The sequence below is a fragment of the Gottfriedia sp. NPDC057991 genome, assembly GCF_042886615.1.
Lineage (GTDB): Bacteria > Bacillota > Bacilli > Bacillales > Bacillaceae_G > Gottfriedia.
This window is the reverse complement of sequence record NZ_JBHVQN010000006.1, coordinates 327,130-346,315: the sequence shown is the minus strand read 5'-3', so window position 1 is coordinate 346,315 and position 19,186 is coordinate 327,130. Positions and strand designations below refer to the sequence as shown.

Annotated in this window: 21 protein-coding genes; 3 read left to right on the top strand and 18 right to left on the bottom strand. The window is 31.0% G+C overall.

Annotation, left to right across the window (positions count from 1 at the left end):
* Window positions 1-22: 22 nt before the first annotated feature.
* The 6 genes from ACFVR2_RS20535 to ACFVR2_RS20510 form a co-directional block, all read right to left on the bottom strand.
* Entirely contained in the window at window positions 23-517 is a 495-nt protein-coding gene (locus ACFVR2_RS20535; RefSeq protein ID WP_387366025.1) for a GNAT family N-acetyltransferase, read from the bottom strand.
* Window positions 518-862: 345 nt separating this feature from the next.
* Window positions 863-1,882: an ABC transporter permease gene (locus ACFVR2_RS20530; RefSeq protein ID WP_387366022.1), complete on the bottom strand. Its 1,020-nt coding sequence runs from the start codon at window positions 1,880-1,882 to the stop codon at window positions 863-865.
* Window positions 1,879-2,757, bottom strand: a complete 879-nt coding sequence (locus ACFVR2_RS20525; protein ID WP_387366019.1) for an ABC transporter permease subunit — start codon at window positions 2,755-2,757, stop codon at window positions 1,879-1,881. The genes ACFVR2_RS20530 and ACFVR2_RS20525 overlap by 4 nt, the downstream gene beginning before the upstream one ends.
* 25 nt (window positions 2,758-2,782) lie before the next feature.
* The gene (locus ACFVR2_RS20520) at window positions 2,783-3,112 is read right to left on the bottom strand and encodes a hypothetical protein (protein ID WP_387366016.1); all 330 of its coding nucleotides are present in this window, start codon (window positions 3,110-3,112) and stop codon (window positions 2,783-2,785) included.
* A 351-nt stretch (window positions 3,113-3,463) separates the two neighbouring features.
* Entirely contained in the window at window positions 3,464-3,805 is a 342-nt protein-coding gene (locus ACFVR2_RS20515) for a hypothetical protein (protein WP_387366013.1), read from the bottom strand.
* Between the two features lie 194 nt (window positions 3,806-3,999).
* Window positions 4,000-4,527 carry a hypothetical protein gene (locus tag ACFVR2_RS20510; protein WP_387366010.1) on the bottom strand — a complete coding sequence of 176 codons (528 nt, stop codon included), beginning with the start codon at window positions 4,525-4,527 and terminating at the stop codon, window positions 4,000-4,002.
* A gap of 390 nt (window positions 4,528-4,917) precedes the next feature.
* On the opposite strand from ACFVR2_RS20510, the gene ACFVR2_RS20505 reads away from it, so the two are divergent.
* Entirely contained in the window at window positions 4,918-6,324 is a 1,407-nt protein-coding gene (locus ACFVR2_RS20505) for a catalase (RefSeq protein WP_387366008.1), read from the top strand.
* Between the two features lie 472 nt (window positions 6,325-6,796).
* Here ACFVR2_RS20505 and ACFVR2_RS20500 read toward each other — a convergent pair whose 3' ends face one another.
* The 7 genes from ACFVR2_RS20500 to ACFVR2_RS20470 all read right to left on the bottom strand — a co-directional run bounded on the left by ACFVR2_RS20500 (window position 6,797) and on the right by ACFVR2_RS20470 (window position 12,662).
* Window positions 6,797-7,636, bottom strand: a complete 840-nt coding sequence (locus tag ACFVR2_RS20500; RefSeq protein ID WP_387366005.1) for an SPFH domain-containing protein — start codon at window positions 7,634-7,636, stop codon at window positions 6,797-6,799.
* An 88-nt stretch (window positions 7,637-7,724) separates the two neighbouring features.
* Complete coding sequence (locus ACFVR2_RS20495) at window positions 7,725-8,012, bottom strand: hypothetical protein (RefSeq protein ID WP_387366002.1); 288 nt, start codon at window positions 8,010-8,012, stop codon at window positions 7,725-7,727.
* 275 nt (window positions 8,013-8,287) lie between these two features.
* Window positions 8,288-8,581 carry an antibiotic biosynthesis monooxygenase family protein gene (locus ACFVR2_RS20490; RefSeq protein WP_387365999.1) on the bottom strand — a complete coding sequence of 98 codons (294 nt, stop codon included), beginning with the start codon at window positions 8,579-8,581 and terminating at the stop codon, window positions 8,288-8,290.
* A gap of 141 nt (window positions 8,582-8,722) precedes the next feature.
* Complete coding sequence (locus tag ACFVR2_RS20485) at window positions 8,723-9,226, bottom strand: GNAT family N-acetyltransferase (RefSeq protein WP_387365996.1); 504 nt, start codon at window positions 9,224-9,226, stop codon at window positions 8,723-8,725.
* A gap of 482 nt (window positions 9,227-9,708) precedes the next feature.
* The gene (locus ACFVR2_RS20480) at window positions 9,709-11,667 is read right to left on the bottom strand and encodes a fructose-1,6-bisphosphatase (RefSeq protein ID WP_387365993.1); all 1,959 of its coding nucleotides are present in this window, start codon (window positions 11,665-11,667) and stop codon (window positions 9,709-9,711) included.
* A gap of 209 nt (window positions 11,668-11,876) precedes the next feature.
* Entirely contained in the window at window positions 11,877-12,155 is a 279-nt protein-coding gene (locus ACFVR2_RS20475) for a hypothetical protein (RefSeq protein ID WP_387365990.1), read from the bottom strand.
* Window positions 12,156-12,275: 120 nt separating this feature from the next.
* Entirely contained in the window at window positions 12,276-12,662 is a 387-nt protein-coding gene (locus ACFVR2_RS20470; protein WP_387365987.1) for a hypothetical protein, read from the bottom strand.
* Window positions 12,663-12,940: 278 nt separating this feature from the next.
* Here ACFVR2_RS20470 and ACFVR2_RS20465 point away from each other — a divergent pair, with 278 nt between their 5' ends.
* Both ACFVR2_RS20465 and ACFVR2_RS20460 read left to right on the top strand, forming a co-directional pair.
* Window positions 12,941-14,164: an MFS transporter gene (locus ACFVR2_RS20465; RefSeq protein ID WP_387365984.1), complete on the top strand. Its 1,224-nt coding sequence runs from the start codon at window positions 12,941-12,943 to the stop codon at window positions 14,162-14,164.
* A 302-nt stretch (window positions 14,165-14,466) separates the two neighbouring features.
* On the top strand, window positions 14,467-14,841 hold the full coding sequence (locus ACFVR2_RS20460) for a hypothetical protein (protein WP_387365981.1): 375 nt from the start codon (window positions 14,467-14,469) through the stop codon (window positions 14,839-14,841).
* A gap of 510 nt (window positions 14,842-15,351) precedes the next feature.
* On the opposite strand, the gene ACFVR2_RS20455 is transcribed toward ACFVR2_RS20460, so the two are convergent.
* The 5 genes from ACFVR2_RS20455 to ACFVR2_RS20435 all read right to left on the bottom strand — a co-directional run bounded on the left by ACFVR2_RS20455 (window position 15,352) and on the right by ACFVR2_RS20435 (window position 19,078).
* Entirely contained in the window at window positions 15,352-15,651 is a 300-nt protein-coding gene (locus tag ACFVR2_RS20455; protein WP_387365978.1) for an SMI1/KNR4 family protein, read from the bottom strand.
* Between the two features lie 230 nt (window positions 15,652-15,881).
* Window positions 15,882-16,142 carry a DUF1294 domain-containing protein gene (locus ACFVR2_RS20450; RefSeq protein WP_097977681.1) on the bottom strand — a complete coding sequence of 87 codons (261 nt, stop codon included), beginning with the start codon at window positions 16,140-16,142 and terminating at the stop codon, window positions 15,882-15,884.
* Window positions 16,143-16,164: 22 nt separating this feature from the next.
* Window positions 16,165-16,641, bottom strand: a complete 477-nt coding sequence (gene ybaK, locus ACFVR2_RS20445; RefSeq protein ID WP_387365975.1) for a Cys-tRNA(Pro) deacylase — start codon at window positions 16,639-16,641, stop codon at window positions 16,165-16,167.
* A 36-nt stretch (window positions 16,642-16,677) separates the two neighbouring features.
* Entirely contained in the window at window positions 16,678-17,613 is a 936-nt protein-coding gene (gene rarD, locus ACFVR2_RS20440) for an EamA family transporter RarD (protein ID WP_387365972.1), read from the bottom strand.
* A gap of 25 nt (window positions 17,614-17,638) precedes the next feature.
* The gene (locus tag ACFVR2_RS20435; RefSeq protein WP_387365969.1) at window positions 17,639-19,078 is read right to left on the bottom strand and encodes an MDR family MFS transporter; all 1,440 of its coding nucleotides are present in this window, start codon (window positions 19,076-19,078) and stop codon (window positions 17,639-17,641) included.
* Window positions 19,079-19,186 lie beyond the last annotated feature (108 nt).

Below are 19,186 nucleotides of genomic sequence, written 5' to 3'. Positions count from 1 at the left end.
AAATAATTAAATTCATATATATCTATTCAACCAAGTACTTATAGAATTTTTTATCGACCTTCATCACTGGAAAATTCTTAGGTAAATCTGTAACTTCTACACTTGTAAATCCATTTTTTTCATAAAATCGATGAGCAGCTAAAAATTGAGGGGTTGTTCCAAGATAAATTGCTTTTATTGACATTTCTTTCGCCCATTTAATCGCATTATTTAATAAGAGAATTGAAGTATTATATTTTGCACCTCTGTACTCCTTGTCTACAAACATCTTTCTTAACGCAACTTGTTGATTCCCTATGTCTAAAAGACTGATTGTACCAACTACCTTATCGCCAGAAAGAGCCAACCAAAAGTTCCCGTTTCCATTCTGATAAAATTCTTCTATCGTAAACAAATCAGGCTGGTCATCCTTGGTAATCTTTATACTGTATTCTTGTTGCTGTATATCAAGAATTAAATCAACTACTTGAGCTTGATAATCATTGGTGTATTCTTTCACAATTGGACTGCTGTTCATAAATTTACACCGCCTTTAAATTATTAAGATCTTCCTGTTTTCAATTTAACGACTTATCTTTAAGTTCACTGTTATCTCTTTATTCAATATAGCGTTCCAGATGTCCTTTTTTCATATTTAACTATATTGTTAAATTGTACAATTTAAAGAAGCTGCAATTATGTAACTTGTGATGTTTTACTAACACAATGAGTTGAAATAGATTTTTTTTATTAGCTAAATGGAAGTATGGTTTAATAAGATGATTGTTATTATGATATTATTACTGTGATAATATAACGTATGTCATCGCTTTTAAAAGGATTTGAATGAAAAAGGAACTTCCAGCGAAGTTCCTTTTATTCTTTACTGAAACTCTTTAATGTTCTTATTCCTTACCACGGCTTCGACAAACGTAAAGTCCGATTTCTTTATCTGTTTAATCTCTTTTAATGGTGTTTGCCCAGTCTTTGGAATAACAACGCTTACTTCAGCACTTTCTAACATTCTTTTCATAACATTGCAAGCTAATAATGTAAGGATAAATGCGATACTCGGACCAAAAACGATCCATTGATTGAGCATTAATTCTTGGTATGACACACCGATTAACGCCGACCATTCATATGTATTTGGTAAACTGACACTGTTAACAGAATCGAGATGAACTGTTGTGCTACCACCGACAAACACTCGAAATACAGCTAAGTGAACAAGTAATAATAGAATACTAATCATTTGTTGGACAATCATTAGTAAGATTCTAGAACGTAAAAATGGCATTATATGTTTACGAATAATCTGAAATTTCGTTGCACCCATCAGTTTTGATGCGGTAATAAAATCTTCTTTACTAAAATGATTTACTTCATTACCTACCGCTTGGGTAAGTGAAGGTAATGCAACAATTGTTAACCAAAAAATGATTGAAACAATATAAGAAAAGCCGTTTGTAGCATCACTAAATAGATTCACATCAAAGAACAACATGACGAGAAGAATTGCTGGTATAAAACGGAATGCTCGTTCGAAAGTTGTAAAAAATGCTTGCATCTTTTTCAAATATATCCCGTAAATAATCCCAAAACAAACACCTAACCCAACCCGCAAGATGCTTACGATTAATCCAATTAGAATAGTGTACCTTGCACCGTCAATGACTGCCCAAAAGATGTTAGCACCAAATCGGTCAACTCCAAAAGGATACTCCCAACTTGGCGGAAACGGTAGAGTTTTTATCATTTTTCCGTTTTCATCACGCAAAAGTGTTGTTTGAACATGAATATGATCCTTTAAAACATACGCGGAAAGAAAACTAAAAGCTACTAAACCAAGCAGAAAAAATAAGGATACAAGGAAAGGTACTCGCTTCCAACCTTTTTTCATTGAGATTGCTCCTTTCCTGTCAGTTTAATTGCAACCACATTAAAAATCATTTCAATCAAGAAGAATGGTAAAAATAAAGTAACCAAGCAAATATAAAATACATCAGGTGTTTTTATTACGGTGTATAGTAAATGAAAAAATCCATGCATGTTAAATAAATATTCCACAACTAATAAATTCGATACAAGCAACCAAAACAAATAGTGCGAATGAGAAAACAGTGTTACAACTACTTTTCGTAAGATATGTTTGAAGAGTATCCACCCACTTGAAAGCCCTTTTGACTTTGCAAATTCAACATATGTTTTTTTACTCTCTTCCTCAATCGCTAAATATGTCATTTGAAATAACATAATCCCAGGAAGAATAGACACCACAAGTATCGGTAATACATAGACTTTCTCAAGTCCTGCGACAGGATCAACAATGAGAATATTCGTTTTTTTATACAACCAAATGATGAATAATTGAACTGCGAATATGAACATCACATCAGGAATACTTTGTAAGAAAAATAATCCCTCTTTGACGACTCTTTGCATTTTGGGTGATAAAAGATAGGTTCCATACGAAAACAAGATACCTAGCGTGAATGTACAGATAAAAGAAGATGATAAAATAATAAACGAATAGGTAAACGGTTCTACTAAGTAGCTCCATAATGGTGTTTGCTTTGAAAAGATTCCGATCTGAATTGTCATTTCGTTTAAATGAAGAAAGCTATGACCAAACGATTTAATTTGTTCTAAAACCGAATAGAATAGTTTATTTTTTGACGTATGTAAGCTAGCTGAAAATGCTACAATAATTCCAATCAAAATGATTGTAAATAGTAATTGATAGAATTTTTTCCAAAGATAAAAGCGTATGCTCATTTGATCTTAATCTCACTCCTTCATTTCAAAATACTTTCCAGTAATAAGCTAGTGTAATAAGTAAAGACACGATTGTAAAAGTAAAAGACACCCGTAATGAAAATGACTTTTGGGTTACTGTAAAAGGACTAGCATTCTCCCCCGTTACTTTCATACCAGTCTGTGTTTGAGTGCTTAAATTAATGCTATTGGTTGCAAATCCGCCACTACTTGTAAAAAATCGTATGATTATCGTTACGATCAAACCTACAAAAAACGCATAGTCGATCATTTTACCATGCATAAAATCTGAAATAAACCATGTAAGTCCAAACAGAAATCCTAGTGTAATAATTGCAAAAATAAGTTTTTTCAACTCCATCATCCTTTCAAGTTTAAAAGCTGATTACATATATTTTAAACCACACTGGAAATTATTGTAAGAAAAATTAGAATTTAGCGACAAAATAATAGAATAGTATATATTAAAATAAGATGATTAAAAATAAGACATGAAATAATTCTCATGGTTATTATGCTAAACGTTCTATTCTTAAGGATTATTTAAATTTAGGTCTTGATCATCCTAATAGGGATTTTAAAGGCATAATAAATCCCCTTATAGTAGAGAAACCTACCCATATAAAGGATAGGCTCTTGCACGGTTCTACTATAAGGGGATAGTATCAATGTGTGGATCTTGTTGTACAACAATCTTCTTAACTTTTCATTCTCTAAAGCCTTTACCGATAACTTTCTGGGTTTCACCATCGAAATAAACGACAATATCACCAGCTAATTGACTGTTTTTTGTTTTAAACGTAACAGCATAAACTTCTTTTCCATCATAATTTTTATCCGTTAGGTGTGCAATTTTGTTTGTAACCACTTTTTGTTCTACTTTGCCACGATCATCTACTAATTCAGCTTTTTCCCTATCCGATAAAGTTTGATAAACGATTGCTACAATTGAAGATGAGGACTTTTTTTCTTTAATATCGTTATCACACCCAGCCAAAAAGATTGCTGAAAAAACAACACTCAATAAAATAATAGAAAATTTTTTCAATTTGTTCACCTCATCTCCCTTGTTGGATAAAATCCCCTGTTTTTAAAATTATTTTCTTCTATAACAAAAAGCCCTTATTATTTCAACTAAACAGCCATTTTGTTCGATAAAAAAAAGATCGACAAAATCGTCGATCACGTTTCACGTTGTACAACTAAAGCATTAGTTAGTTACATAAGGTAATATTTTTGGTACTACTTTTTTTTATTAAGCAATTCAAATGACTCTTCAGATTCATTCCATTTTACGTGTACTTGAATGACTTCATCCTTGTCTACTTTTGCTCCACCTTCGGAACCCCCTCTGGAAGTAAATACACGTTCTTTAGGAGGTTCAGTGAATTTCTCTGTTGATTTCCCATCAGAGCTATTTGTCTTGAAGGAATACTCTAGGTTTTTCATAGATGACAACTCTTTTAAAGAACCCTTATACTTTAATACGAGTTCAAAATGATCTTTATTAGAATAAGATGCTTTACCCTTATCACTTTTCCACTTTTCTGTTCCTTTATAAATATATTCAGCCTTCCAATGTTCGCTTTCTCCGATAAATTTATAATTATAATTAGTAGTCTTATTGTCAATAACCTTATTATCTGTTTTTTCTGTAAATTTATAATTATAATTAGTAGTCTTATTGTCAGTAACCTTATTATCTGTTTTTTCTGTACATGCTGTTAAAGACAGTATTGTAAATAATAATAGCGTGAGTATTTTTTTCATTTTATTTCCTCCCTTTTTTAATTAAAATTTACCATAAAATCCCATTTTACCTATATGGGTTTTATTCGACACTAATTGTTAAAAACCTTGTTCAACTAAACTGCCATTATGTTGAATAAGGAAAGCGTCATTTGCGATTCATGATCCTATTCAACATAAGCATGCGTTAGTTGCACAACGAGTTAGATTAAATATTAGAAAGGAACCCAATTATTTCTTTCTTATCCTTCCAAATTAAATAGTTAGCAATACTTGATGTAATTAATAGAGATAACAGCCCACCTAAACAAATTATGAAAAGTTGAAAATATAAGGAGATGATACATATTCATAGCTAAAAATTCATATTTAGTAATGATTGATGGAAATTGAATTTTGGAGGCCGTGAATATGAATGAAAAAGATTCAAAACAGAGGCGAGCTTTATCAGAAGAAGACTATAATGAAAGAAAAAAGATAGATAGAGTCCTCTCTAAATGGACTAATGATAAGTCAGCTAAACTTCATTCACAAACAGTAGGCTCTAGTGGGCCTGTACTGGAACAAGATAGTGTACTTCATGAGTCCTTACAAGAGTTTATTCATGAGAAAATATTAGAAAGACCGGTTCATGTGAAAGGATTTGCTGCATTTGGTTATTTTCAAACGATCCATTCGATGTCCGAATACACAAAACTGAACTTTTTACAGAACCCAGATCATAAGGTACCAGTTATGGTTCGGTTTTCATTAGCTGTCGGTACGAAAGGAACACCTGATACTTCAAGGAATGTCCGTGGTTACGCTACAAAATTTTATACAGAAGAAGGTATTTTTGACCTTTTATGTAATCATATCCCCGTCTTTTCTGTTCGTGATGCGATACGTTTCCCAGAATTTATTAAAGCACTCTCACCTTCACCCAAAAATAACTTAATTGACCCTGATAGATTTTGGAGCTTTGTAGCAAGAGCACCTGAATCTATTCATTTTGTTGTACGTCTCTACTCTGACGCAGGTACAGTAAAAAGCTTTCGTCACATTCTAGGACATAGTGTTAGTACATATGTTTGGAGAAATGCTCAAGGTATTAGAAAGTATGTTAAATACCTTTGGTATCCATTTGAAGGTGTACAATACATTGATCGCAAGGAAGCAAATAGACTTGCCGCAGAAAACCCAGATTATGCTGGTAAAGATCTATTCGATGCTATTGCAGGTGGTAAATCAGTAGAATATGGCTTATACGTTCAGCTCATGGATCCTGCAGATGAAGTCCATCTTTCTTATGATCCTTTAGACGATACAAAAGTATGGGATGAGAAAGAATATCCTTTTATACCAGTTGGGAAATTGGTATTAAATACTAATCCTGATAATTATATGGAACAAGTAGAAAAAGTCGCCTTCTCCCCTTCAAATTTACTTGACGGAGCAGAATTATCTGATGATAAAATACTGCAGGGCCGAGCTAATATTTATAATGATTCTCAAAGAAGAAGAATTGGGCCAGAATTTCGTAAAGTACCAATCAATCAACAGCAAGACTGGACTCCGGCTAATCAAATTACAAGTGGTAATGGAAGATCTGTTGAAGGACAACTAGAAAGAACTTCAATAACAAAGCATGATGATTTTGTGCAGGCTGGTGAATTCTATATGACGTTAGCTCCTATAGAAAAAGAACATCTTGTAGAAAATTTAGCTAGCGACTTGATCATCATATCCGATGATATTAGAAAGAAAGTTATGGAGTATTTAAATAAGGTATCATCTGACTTGGCAAAAAGAATTGAGATACAACTAAAAAAACAATGAAGATATAAAAATAAAATTTTACTAAGTCTTTTATGATTGATAAGATAACTACAAAAAATATGATTTCAACGTGATACGACGATTGCCATATCGGCATCGTAAATATGCAACCAATCTGGCCCTAAAAAAGCTAAGTTGACGCAATTTTGTTCCAGATTAATACCCTAAAATTAAGAAAGCAGCATTTTATGATTGTTATTAAAAAGTGTTTGTGTATCAAACCTTATAAGTATAGTAAGATCCTTTATTTAATTGATCCCATAATCTCATCACGATCTCCTTTTGTTTAACTTATCTAGTATCTTCATTTAATATAAATGATAGCACAATTTAGTATTTTCTAATTTAACTATTCTTACATTTTGTAATATAAAAAAAGGACTACTGAAGTAGCCTATTTTTCTACAACTAAAGCAATGAGTTAGTTATATGTATATTTGAACTTAAAATAGAAACCACAATTTTTTGGTTTCTATTTTTTCATTGTACTTATAACAGGTTGTGCACCTTTTTCGGAAATGATTGTTACAAGAAGACTAGTAACCATATCGGCTTTTTGACTGTCTGTTGCAGTTAATAATCCTTTTTCTTCAAGCATTTTCAAAGCATCTTCCACCATGCCAACAGCACCTTCTACTATTTCTCTTTTAGCTTGAACAACAGCTTTCGCTTGTTGTCTTTGTAACATACTACTTGCTATCTCAGGGGCATAAGCAAGATGACTTAATCGAGCTTCATGAACTTTTACTCCGCTTTTTTGAAGTCGCTCTTGTAACTCAATTTGTAATTCATCTGCAATCTCTTCTGCATTCCCTCTTAAAGAATACTCTTCTTTATTTGTCGTGTCATAAGCATATTTCGTTGCAATATGACGAATTGCTGTTTCACTTTGAATCATTACAAATTTTTGATAATCTGCAACATCAAACAATGCTTTTTCAACATCAACTACACTGTATACTACAACTGCAGCAATCTCGATTGGATTCCCGTGGATGTCATTTACTTTCAATACATCGCTATTGAAGTTAACAGCCTTTAGATTAACTTTTGATTTACTTGTAAATGGAATAGTACAATAGAATCCATCTTCATAGATTGTCCCTAAATATTTCCCCATAAATACCATAGCAACTGCTACTTTAGGTTGGTTAATTACAAATCCAGATGAAATCAAACAAACGAATAAAAATGAAGCGATCATGAAAAATGCATGACCACTAGTTAAAGAAATAACCGCGCCAAGTATTAATAATCCTATTATTAACACCAACACGATGTAACCGTTAATTCGAAATGCTTCTTTTTTCATATTTTTCTCCTCTTCTATATTTAAAAAATACTACTCTATTCTAATAAGGAATAAAATTAATCGTTTTAATTCTTGGAATCCCTTTAGATCAATAATGTAAAAGAAATTCTAAATTTGAAAGTAATCCAAGAAGTATAAATCCAATCCCTAAAGAAAACCAAAGAGATTTTACTAACCAAACTGGCAAAAACTTTAAAAAATCTCCAAGAATAAATGTAATTATAAACCCGATACAGCCTAAAATCTCATTTGCGTATACAGTTATATCTGCTGCGTTATATAAATTTTCTTTATTTTTTTCATTTGTGATCATTCCTTGTAGGAATAGAAGAACACCTGTTATAATCAGTCCTAATCGAAGTATCCAGTTGATCACTCCATTAATCCTCCTGATACTTTACTACTCTTAAGATTAATAATAGGCTAATTATACAGCTTAAATCGACTTCTGTAACTTGGTTATTTTCGCATATTTAATAGAATTTTAGAAAATCCATCTTCAACTAAACTGACATTTACTTTAATTTAAAAAAACACCGAAGCAGTCAATTCCTGTTCAACTATCGCATGCCTTAGCCAACCGCGAATCCTCAAATTCACCACAGTGAATCGAAGTTTAGATCGTACATCCAAGTAGCTGAATAAGATTTACTAAAGTTTAACCCTATTATAATGTTCAACAGTCGGAAATGGATCATAAAAATGATGTAATTGCTTTTTCCATTCTTGATACTCGTTAGATTGTCTAAAACCAACTGTATGGTCTTCTAATGTTTCCCATTGAACTAGTAGTAAATATTTCCCCTTTACTTCTATACAACGCTGTAATTCGTGAGATATGTAGCCTTTCATTGAAGAAATTATTTGTGATGCACCACGAAATGCTTCTTCATAGTCCTCTTCCATACCTTGCTTAACTTGTAGCATAACGGCTTCCAATATCATATTTAATCCCCTTTTCATAAGTTAATCAATATTATTTTAAGAGTCCTTTTATTAATCTTTACTTTAAGAAAGTGAAAAAGGAACTGATCGTAAAGCACCTCAGTGTTATTCAACTATTGCATGTTTTAGTTACATATGAACTCAAGATAATAATTTAGCCATGTAGTATTCATCAAAACTATTACCGTCTATTATTAGTGAGTTCCTTTTTGTTCCCTCAATTTCATACCCCATCTTTTTATATAAACCTACACCTGCTTCGTTTTGTTTTACAACGGTCAGTTCTAATCTTGAAATACTATGTTTAATTGCCCATTCTTCGATGTTTTGAAATAATTTAGTACCAATACCTTTACCTGTGTATTCCTCTAAGATTCCTATGGCAAGATAGACCGAATGTTTTTTTCTTATCGCACTACTCCCAATCGCAAACGCATAACCGACTAATATTCCAGAAGAATCTTCTGCAACAAATATGGTTGAATTCGGCGATTTCTCAATAACTTCTAACTGTTTACGTTGTTTCTCGGCTGTAATATTTCTTTCTCCAGCTCCATAAAGCATGAAATCAGCCTGTTTTTCAACTTCTTTAATGAGTTGTACAAAATTTTCTGCATCGTCTAGTTTGATTTCTCTAATGTTCATTTATTTCCCGCCTTATGTATTGGATTAATAATGAATAATTCTATAAAGGTAATCGTATTCCCTTTCTTATGTAACTAAAAGCCATTTACTTCAAAAAAACGAGCTGCAAGCAACTCGTGTTCTTCAACTGAAACATGTGTTTAGGATATTTTATTTTAAATCAAAACGTTATTATTTTTGGAGCAATTGAAAATATCATTTTTCATCCAAGTAGAATCTCATCTATCATCGATTCAAGATCCCTACTTAACACCATTCACAAGTTCCCTCATGGAGTTTAACAGTTAAGAGTGTCAACTTTATTTTTTAAAGTTTAAATATAAAGTGTATTTTCTACTTGTACTAAAAAGAAGACCATCAATAAAATGATCTTCTTACAAAATGTTTAACATTGAGATTGTAATGACTACCACATTCAGTATTTTTAGCTGCTTAACTATGATTTAATAAAGTCCATGGTGCTTTTATGCTTATAAAAGTCTTTAATCATTAAATTGTAATGATTGATCTAAGCTCCGATAGCGATTTTCCAACAGACTTTTTAAAACGGATATTTCCTGTAATAATCGCTCTCCCTCATTAGTTTCTAGTACTTTTTTTCTTTCGAGTTCTTTATCCACCAATCTCTTGACTGATAAAACATCTGACCCTTTTAGTAGAACATCTTTTTTTGAATTAAATTTTTCATGGGCGACAAGCTGTATACCAAAGGAATTATATAGTAAAGTGTATCCAGCAATCCCAGTTGTTGATTGATAAGCCTTGGAAAATCCTCCATCAATGACAATCAACTTTCCGTTTGCTTTAATTGGATTCTCTCCTTTTATTTCTTTAACAGGTGTATGGCCGTTTATTATATGACCTACGTTAGGATTAAGATCCATTTCTGCTAAAATTTTACTGCAGATTTCCTCATTTTCACGTAAATGGTAGTAGGGATTCTTAATCTCTTTATGGGTTTCTTTGTCTTTAATAAAATACCTTTCAAAGGTTGTCATTGCTCTTTTCCCAAATAATGAAGAATATTCTCCTGTCCATAAATACCAGACCATATCTGTTGCGAGATCATCCGTCTCTTCAGGATGTGCAAAAGCATGTCGTAAATAATGTTCAAAAATATCAAGTAAATCACGACCCGCATAAGTATGATTTTCAATTACCATTTTTTCCATATTTCCTTTTTCATCGATTGGGATGCATCCATGTATTAATAAGTTCCCATTATACTTCAAATAAAGGCTGCCTTTCTTCATTAGAAAATTCATATGTCTGGCCAACTTTTCAGAATGCTGTACAAAAAATAATAGTCTGTCCAAGACTTGCTCTTCTTCTTTTAATAATTCACTAGGATTATCTGGATTAATGGTTGCAAAGCAAGTATTTTCTAATGGGTAAGTTTTCCCATTAATTGTTATTTCATTTTTGTCATAATTAATTTTTTCGAGCAAAAGCCTTTCTGACATATTAAAATACGGGCGTCTCTTTATGATTGACATTTCAAGCTTAAACTGAATAATTGCAATTGCTTGATGAATTTTAGTGATTTGTAAAAGTTCATGATCAGACTTTTTTTTATCCGAATTGCTCTTTGGTCTAAACGCTGGATTGTCCTCATAGTACTTATCCGCAAGATTTAGAAGTGGTATAAGATTTATTCCATACACGTCTTCTATTATATTTAAATTGTCGTATCGAGCACAGATACGAATAATATTAGCTAGGCAAACCTTTGATCCAGCAAAGGCACCGATCCATAGGGCATCATGATTTCCCCATTGAATATCAACAGAATGATAATTAATTAGAGTATCCATAATTTTATCAGGTTCAGGTCCGCGATCATAAATATCACCCACGACATGAAGATGGTCAACTACTAACCTCTGAGTAGAATATGCCATACCTGTAATGATCTTATCAGCCTGACCAAGAGAAATAATTTGCTGGACTATTTTTGAATAATATTGTTTCTTATTTGTATTTTCATCAATTTTGTAAAGTAACTCTTCTATTATATAAACAAACTCTTGAGGCAATGCTTTATGTAACTTTGAGCGTGTATATTTAGTTGATGAATAAGAAATTAACTTGATCATACGGTCAATGGTTTCCGTATACCAGTGTTGTAATTCTTGTTTATTTACACACTTATCTCTAATTAACTTTAATTTTTCTTCAGGATAATAAACTAACGTTGCAAATTCATTTATTTCTGTATCAGATAGTTCATCTTGAAATAAGTCTCTTATTTTCTCTTTTACTCTACCCGAACCATTTCTTAACACATGTTGAAAAGCTTGATATTCCCCGTGTAAATCACTAACAAAATGCTCTGTTCCCTTTGGCAGATTGAGGGTGGCTTCAAGATTAATAATCTCAGTTACAACTTTTTCTTCACTATCATATTTATGAGCCAGTAAATCTAAGTATTTTATGTTCAACTTTTTGGTATCTCCTTTGTAATTTCTTCATTTATTTTTCTCTCGAAGGATGCTCTTAATACTTATATGATAAAAGAAAGGAACCAATAATTTGGATGCCTGTATGTTAGCAGGAATTATGTTTCTTTTTGTTGGATTAAATAAGTTATATGATATAAGACTACCAACTTAATCATCAACTATCTCATCGCATTAGTTGCATAAGTTTTTTAATCACTAATAGAAAAACAAATTAAGTCTTTGCGAAGTTCTTCAAGAATTTTCTTTTCTCCTAGTGAGTTTGGATATACATCAGAATCTTCATACACATTATTTTCTGCTTCAGTTAAACTACTTGCAGTTTCAATGATATATGATTTTAGTTCATCACTATAGTTTACTTTATAATAAGATCCTTTTAAAAAATAGTTTAGGACATTGTTCACTTTTATTTTTTCAAATCCTAATTCAATCATTAAAGTATCGATTTTCTCTTTAATATTCTTCATTTTTTTCTCCTCAAAAGATAATCTCCAAATAGTGGGAAAAATACAATTCGTTAGTTAAATCAGCCTTTAGAAATGTCCAAAATGAACTTACGAAACTATTATTTATAAAATAATGGAAATTTAACAATAATCGCCATTTTCATCTATTCCAATTGGATAATAAGGCATACCATTCATTAATTCAAATAATTCATAAGGGTCTCCATCATTTGAAAGCCAGTCAATAGTAAAGACCTTAGGGTTAATATATTCGTCAGAACCATTATTTTTGTTATTTACATTTAAATCATTGCACTTTAACCAATATTTCCTAAACACTGCAATAACTCTTCCTGAACAGCATATAGGGTCAAATCTTCCCATAATATAATTCTCAATTTCTACCTCTGATTTTCCTTCAATTAACATTTTTTCTCTAATGAAATCCAATTTATCTTTTTCAAATGAAACAGCTTTATCTAGTTCTTTTACATATTCATCAAATAAGTTTTTATAAGTATTATTCATTTTTATCCCCTATGTAATAATTAACGTTATGAAAATTTTAATTTATTAATTCAAATACAACAATACCCTTATTTCACTAAGCTATTATCCCATTTAATCCTTTTCTTGAGACACTAACATGCCATTTAGCTAATTAAGCACTTCGACGCCCCAATTAATTGATCCCTATAAACTACTTTTTCTATTTTTATTTCGATTTTACATAGTCTTTTTTAACTATTGATGAGATAATAGATTTTGTCGAATTATAATATTAGGGTATATGAGGAGAAATTTTTATGTGGAAAAACCGAAACGTTTGGATCGTTTTGTTCGGTGAATTAGGAGCCGGTATAGGTCTTTGGTTCGGAATTATCGGAAATTTGGAATTTATGCAAAAACATGTACCTTCTGATTTCTTTAAATCGTTAATTCTTTTTTTCGGTTTATTAGCAGGAGTTTTTGTTGGTCCATTGGCTGGACGGTTAATTGATCAATATTCAAAGAAAAGGATTTTATTAATTAGTGGTTTAGGTCGAACTTTAAGTGTGATTCTTATGTTTTTTGCAATACAATACGAGAGTATTATTTTCATGGTCTTATTTTTAGTTATGCTGCAAATTTCTGCTGCATTTTACTTCCCAGCGCTTCAAGCATTAATACCAATGATTGTGAAAAACGAACAGTTATTAACTTTAAATGGGATTCATATGAATATTTCTACAATATCAAGGATTGCCGGAACTTCTATTGGTGGTATTTTAGTTGTATCAACTAGTCTCACAAATGTATACGGAATGAGTATGCTAGCATATGCATTTTTATTTTTAATGACGTTCTTTTTACGAATTGAAGAACCTACAATCAAACCAATCAATGTAGAAAAAACAAAAAAATCTAAAGCTGATAAAGGTTTTGCTGAAATATTTGCACTCATTAGAAAAAGTCCAACAATCTTAAATTTATTTATCTTAAACCTGGTGCCAGTACTTTTCCTTGGTGGATTTAATTTAATGGTAATCGAAATAAGTGATATTCAACATGATCCTTCAATCAAAGGCCTTATTTATACAAGTGAAGGTATCTCATTCATGATTGGAGCATTTGTCATTAAGCGATTAACAAAAAAGTATACGAATAAACAATTATTATACTTTTCTACTTTTTTAGTAGCTTTTGCTCAACTATCACTATTCTTTGCAGATCACCATTGGATGACACTTATCTCATTTGCAATTTTCGGATTTTCAGTTGGTTGCTTCTTTCCTGTTTGTTCAACTGTTTTCCAAACTTCAATTGACAAATCATATCATGGTCGACTTTTCTCATTTAGAAGTATGTATGACCGTGTAACATTTCAAATCGTACTATTAAGTACAGGATTATTTTTAGATACTATTGGTTTACAATATATGGTTTTAATTTTTGGAACGGTTTCTCTCTTAATCCTTGCTAGATTATTGTATAAAGACAAAAAATCTAAAGCAGAGTTAGTGAACGAAACTCAAAAATTATCAATGTAAATAAAGAGGCTGTCTCAGATCAGGTTAACTGACACTGAGGCGCCTCTTTTTATATTAAAGTTCCTTTCGTAAAGTTTGCTGCTTATTAAAGAAAATATTTCTGTTTGTAGAATAACAACCATTGGAAATAAAAGGAAATTTACTATTCATGTCGAATTTGTACGTAGAGGAGTTGATATCAAATAAAATATATACAAAAAGTTTCTGTAATCATTTTAATTACAATTTTATTATGTGCGTGCCAGTCAAAGTCTGATGATAAAATTTTAGAAATTCCAAATCCAAGTGAATATGTTATCTTAATGGTTCAAGGTGTTGATAAAGGAGTATCCTCTGAAAAAACATCAATGTCTATAAAGAATAATAAAAAAATTGAAGATTTTATCGAAAAAGTAAACAAAATGGAAGTAGTTCAGCCTTCAAAAGAAGAATTAATCAAGAAGAACAAAGAATTAAATAATAAGGGGAATTACATCTTTGTATTGTCAGATAAGGAATCAATGAGCAACAAAGTATATATAATGAATTTTTTTAAAGATGGAAGGATAATTTTTCAAAAGCCTAATGGAAAGAAAGTAAGTTCTAATGGCGAAGGGCAAGAAATGATGTATTGGTCAAAAGTAAAACATCCAGAATTACTCACTGATTTAAAAAATCTATTAAATATAAAGTTTTGATTTTCATAAAGTGTCGAAAACTTAAGTATTAAGCCATATCAATGATATGGCTTTTCTGTTCCATTTCAACTATAACTAATGCAAACTTTTACTTAATAGAAGTAATAAGGGGTATCTCAACGCGCTTTTCATTTGTAGCTGATATTATCGATCTTTATTTAAAATAATGAATAGATTTTTCTTAGATTTAGTAAGAATTCAAACATATTTACTAGTTTCTAATTCATAGTATCAACTATTTTACAAATATAAGGTCATAATACCCTAACTGGTACAAGGAATTATTTTTTTATTTGCGATTCTCTTAGATTTAATTGTAGATTTACTTTTTTTAATTGCGGTTTTCTATTTTTATTTACTATTTTCTAATTTTATTTGCAGTCCGGTGTTTTTTTGCATCTTTTCATCATTTATTTGCACAGATAGATTACTTATTTGCAAATTACACTTAACTACCCAAAGAGGTCCCATATAATTTCACTTTTGGAATCTCTCTGTTTTTATTAAAACTCAATAACCATATGCAGCTAAAAATTCATTCAAACTTGAATACAGTGTTACGACTTCCCATTTTCGTTCAAATTCATAGGCAGTGCATACTTCCCCTGACTCCTCGTTGATAAAAATAACATCATCCGTTTCGTCATCGAAGCCAATTATTAACAAATTATCTGGCCATTGTATTTTTTTACTTAAGTCCTTTTTAGCCTCATTTAAATCTTCTTCTTTTATAAAATAGATTGTCATATTTTCATTTGAGACTTCATCTATACCTAGTCCTTTAATTCTTGAAAACCATTCGTTTTGCATTATTTATTCCCCATTTCCAATAAGAAAGCCTGTATCAACCAAGTGATCACAGGCTAACTGTTTTACTTTTGTGCTTTTTTTGATTCAGATAAATTTGATTTATCTTCGTAGTTTGGTTGCTTTTGACTTGAATTATTTTTTCTTCCACCATTTCCACGTCCCATTTCTTTCGCCTCCTTAAATTGTCATAAAAATATTTTATACAAATAAGGAAAGACTATCCCACTAAATTAAAGGAAGAAAAAATAGATAACAAATTGGATAAATAGGATGATCCAATAACCAAAAACAAATTTTGGATGCTTTGTTTTATGTTTAAAATAATACATTCCTAAAATAGAACCAATCGAACCTCCAATAATTGCAAATAAAAATAAAATGCGTTCAGGAATTCTCCATGCTTTTCTTTTTGCACGAGACTTATCAATTCCCATAATTGCGAATGAAACAATGTTTACGATTACTAAATAAAACATAAAATACCCTACCATTTGGATCCCTCATATGACTCGTTTATTTTGAAATTTTTGCTAATTTGCTACGAGTTGTTTGTATTAAATCTTTTGCATTCAATTGAAGTTGTATACCTATTTTTCCACCGCTTACAATAATCTCTTCTATATTATTTACAGATTCTTCAATAAAAGTAGGGTATTGCTTTTTCATTCCAATCGGTGAGCAACCACCTCGAACATATCCTGTACTTACTAAAAGGTCTTTCACTGGTAATAATTCAACTTTCTTTTCTCCAGCAGCTTTTGCGGCTAATTTTAAATCTAATTCTTTTTCAACTGGTATGACAAAAACATAAATCGCCTTAGATTGACTGATTGATACAAGTGTTTTATAAACTAATTCAGGATCTTTATTTATTTTATTTGCTACAGAAACCCCATCAATCTTTCCATCATTCGACTCATAATTTAAGGTCGTATAGCTAACTTTTTTTGAATCTAACATTCTCATTGCATTCGTTTTACTAACAGCCATATTTACTCCTTTCAATGCTACAAAAAAAATATATTTTTAGGCAGATATTGATTGCTTCTTATTTCGATTTTTAAGTTTTTGTTCAATTGATTTCATAAACGGTGTAGTTGAGACCGCAAATACGATACATGCTAACCAAATAAATGAAAATGAGATAAAGTCCTTCTTTGAGAAGCTTTCATCGTATAATAAAATCCCTATTAATAAACTAATTGTTGGCGATATAAATTGCAAAAATCCAACATAAGTATACGGAATTAATTGTGCTGCTTTACCGAAAAATAATAAAGGAATGATTGTTACTAAACCAGCACCTACTATTAATAATTGCTCGATTGGTGCACTCTGTACAAGACCTGCTTGGCCTTTATAAGCTAGGAAACCAAAGTATAGTAAGGCTACAGGAAAAATTAATAATGTCTCTATTGTAAGACCTAAAAAAGAATCGATATTTAAAATCTTTTTCAATAATCCATAAAAGGCAAATGTTAAAGATAATAATATTGCTACGATTGGTAACGTACCTGACATGATTGTTAAATATCCTACACCTATTGTTGCTAAACAAACTGATACGATTTGCCAAATTGACAATGACTCTTTCAATACAATTACTCCAAGTATAATACTAACTAATGGATTAATATAATAGCCTAAACTTGCATCAAGAATATGATTTGAATTGACCGCCCAAATATAGATTAGCCAATTCGTACTAATTAATAGTGAAATAGCAATCATTGAAACTAATACTTTTTTATTACTTACAACTTGCTTCCAAGTGATTTTAAATTGCTTTAATTTTTTTGTAAGAAGAATGAAAAGTATTAACGTTACAAAAGACCATATAATACGATGTGTTAATATTTCAAAAGGGGAAATATCTTGAATTAGTTTCCAATAAATTGGTAAGACACCCCATACCACATACGCAATAACACCGTACAAAATCCCTTTAAGTGTGTTGTTCATTCTCTCCCAGCTTTCTTTTTCTATATTAGTGTGCTATTTCAACGTTTTTTTCTTCAGTTTGTTCAGATGGTAAAAATAAGACGAAAATAAACGTAATAATACTAAATACCGCCATAAATAATGTGATGATTTCAAAACCAGCAGTTACAGCTTTTACTGTCGAAAGATGATTGATTTGATTTTGAGCATTTAGAATTAATTTGTGACCATTTAAAACTTCGGATGCCTTAATCGTAAAAATGGTTCCTAACACAGCAACTGTAATTGTTTGCGAAAAAGTATTTAAAAAGGAATTTGCGGCAATTGCAATACCCCGTTGGTTCATTCCTACAGCTGATGAAATAAGGATCATATAAATTGGAAAAGATAATCCAAAGCCAAGTCCTAAAAATGCATTAAATGGATAAATTAATATTTTCGAATCATGGAAAAAGTTCATCCCTAATGAACCTATAATACATAAGAAAGCCCCTAATAGGATAATATTTTTTGCCTTCATTTTCTTAATGAAACGACCAGATAAAAAAGAACCTAATGTCCAAGCGAATGAAAGAGGAATTAACATTAAACCGGACTGTGTCGCACTTAATCCAAACACACTTTGATTATAAACAGGTAAATATACCTCGATCGATATTAGAAGAGCATGTGCGATAAACATTGCTGCATATGTTACGACTAAATGACGGATTTTGAATAAAGAAAGTGGTAATAATGGTTCATTTGCTCTTGATTCAATAAAAAGAAATAACCCAAATAAAATAATTGCAAATGCAAAAAGGAATAATAAATTTGGAGAAGTCCAGTTATGTTGCTCTCCTCCTACTACTAAAGCATATAATGCAGATAAAGTACTTAATATAAAAAGAATGGACCCTAAATAATCAATTGAAATTGTATTTTTACGGTCAATTTTTTGATGATAATATTTCCAAAATAGAATAATAGAAATGATTCCAAATGGAAAATTAATAAAAAAGATATAACGCCAAGAAATAAAGTCTACAAAAAATCCTCCAACTAATGGACCGATTACACTTGAAACTGCCCATACCGCACTAATATACCCTTGCACTTTAGCTCTTTCTTGGTATGGATACAGATCACTAATTACTGTCATTGTTAAGGGTAATGCAGCTCCAGCACCTAGCCCTTGAATTGTACGAAATAATATTAATTGACCCATATTTTGTGAAAAACCACATAAAACTGAACCTAAAATAAATAAAATGATGCCAAACATTAATAAGTTTTTACGACCATATAAATCCGATAGCTTTCCATAAATCGGTGTCGTTACAGTCATTGCCAACATATAAGCTGCAAAAATCCAACTCATTAACTTAACACCAGATAATTCTGTAGTGATCGTAGGTGTGGCAGTTGTTATAATTGTTCCTTCAATCGCAGACAATGTAACAGCAACCAACAACCCAATCGTCACTAGCCTTCGATTTGTTTCCATATTATACCTCCATTCGAGAGTAGATATAAGGATTGAAGTTTTTTAGAATAGATATATATTCCTATGCTTCCTTAAAAATAATAGAAGCTCTAATGGAGCTTCTATTGT

What these genes read in the sequence shown, in the direction of transcription:
- ACFVR2_RS20535 (WP_387366025.1), bottom strand. Translation starts at nt 517, where the DNA reads ATGAACAGCAGTCCAATTGTGAAAGAATACACCAATGATTATCAAGCT.
- rarD (WP_387365972.1), bottom strand. Translation starts at nt 17,613, where the DNA reads ATGAACAACACACTTAAAGGGATTTTGTACGGTGTTATTGCGTATGTG.
- ACFVR2_RS20525 (WP_387366019.1), bottom strand. Translation starts at nt 2,757, where the DNA reads ATGAGCATACGCTTTTATCTTTGGAAAAAATTCTATCAATTACTATTT.
- ACFVR2_RS20455 (WP_387365978.1), bottom strand. Translation starts at nt 15,651, where the DNA reads ATGCAAAACGAATGGTTTTCAAGAATTAAAGGACTAGGTATAGATGAA.
- ACFVR2_RS20450 (WP_097977681.1), bottom strand. Translation starts at nt 16,142, where the DNA reads ATGGTAGGGTATTTTATGTTTTATTTAGTAATCGTAAACATTGTTTCA.
- ACFVR2_RS20500 (WP_387366005.1), bottom strand. Translation starts at nt 7,636, where the DNA reads ATGAAAAAAGAAGCATTTCGAATTAACGGTTACATCGTGTTGGTGTTA.
- ACFVR2_RS20435 (WP_387365969.1), bottom strand. Translation starts at nt 19,078, where the DNA reads ATGGAAACAAATCGAAGGCTAGTGACGATTGGGTTGTTGGTTGCTGTT.
- ACFVR2_RS20460 (WP_387365981.1), top strand. Translation starts at nt 14,467, where the DNA reads ATGGTTCAAGGTGTTGATAAAGGAGTATCCTCTGAAAAAACATCAATG.
- ACFVR2_RS20505 (WP_387366008.1), top strand. Translation starts at nt 4,918, where the DNA reads ATGAATGAAAAAGATTCAAAACAGAGGCGAGCTTTATCAGAAGAAGAC.
- ACFVR2_RS20490 (WP_387365999.1), bottom strand. Translation starts at nt 8,581, where the DNA reads ATGATATTGGAAGCCGTTATGCTACAAGTTAAGCAAGGTATGGAAGAG.
- ACFVR2_RS20470 (WP_387365987.1), bottom strand. Translation starts at nt 12,662, where the DNA reads ATGAATAATACTTATAAAAACTTATTTGATGAATATGTAAAAGAACTA.
- ACFVR2_RS20510 (WP_387366010.1), bottom strand. Translation starts at nt 4,527, where the DNA reads ATGAAAAAAATACTCACGCTATTATTATTTACAATACTGTCTTTAACA.
- ACFVR2_RS20465 (WP_387365984.1), top strand. Translation starts at nt 12,941, where the DNA reads ATGTGGAAAAACCGAAACGTTTGGATCGTTTTGTTCGGTGAATTAGGA.
- ybaK (WP_387365975.1), bottom strand. Translation starts at nt 16,641, where the DNA reads ATGGCTGTTAGTAAAACGAATGCAATGAGAATGTTAGATTCAAAAAAA.
- ACFVR2_RS20485 (WP_387365996.1), bottom strand. Translation starts at nt 9,226, where the DNA reads ATGAACATTAGAGAAATCAAACTAGACGATGCAGAAAATTTTGTACAA.
- ACFVR2_RS20475 (WP_387365990.1), bottom strand. Translation starts at nt 12,155, where the DNA reads ATGAAGAATATTAAAGAGAAAATCGATACTTTAATGATTGAATTAGGA.
- ACFVR2_RS20530 (WP_387366022.1), bottom strand. Translation starts at nt 1,882, where the DNA reads ATGAAAAAAGGTTGGAAGCGAGTACCTTTCCTTGTATCCTTATTTTTT.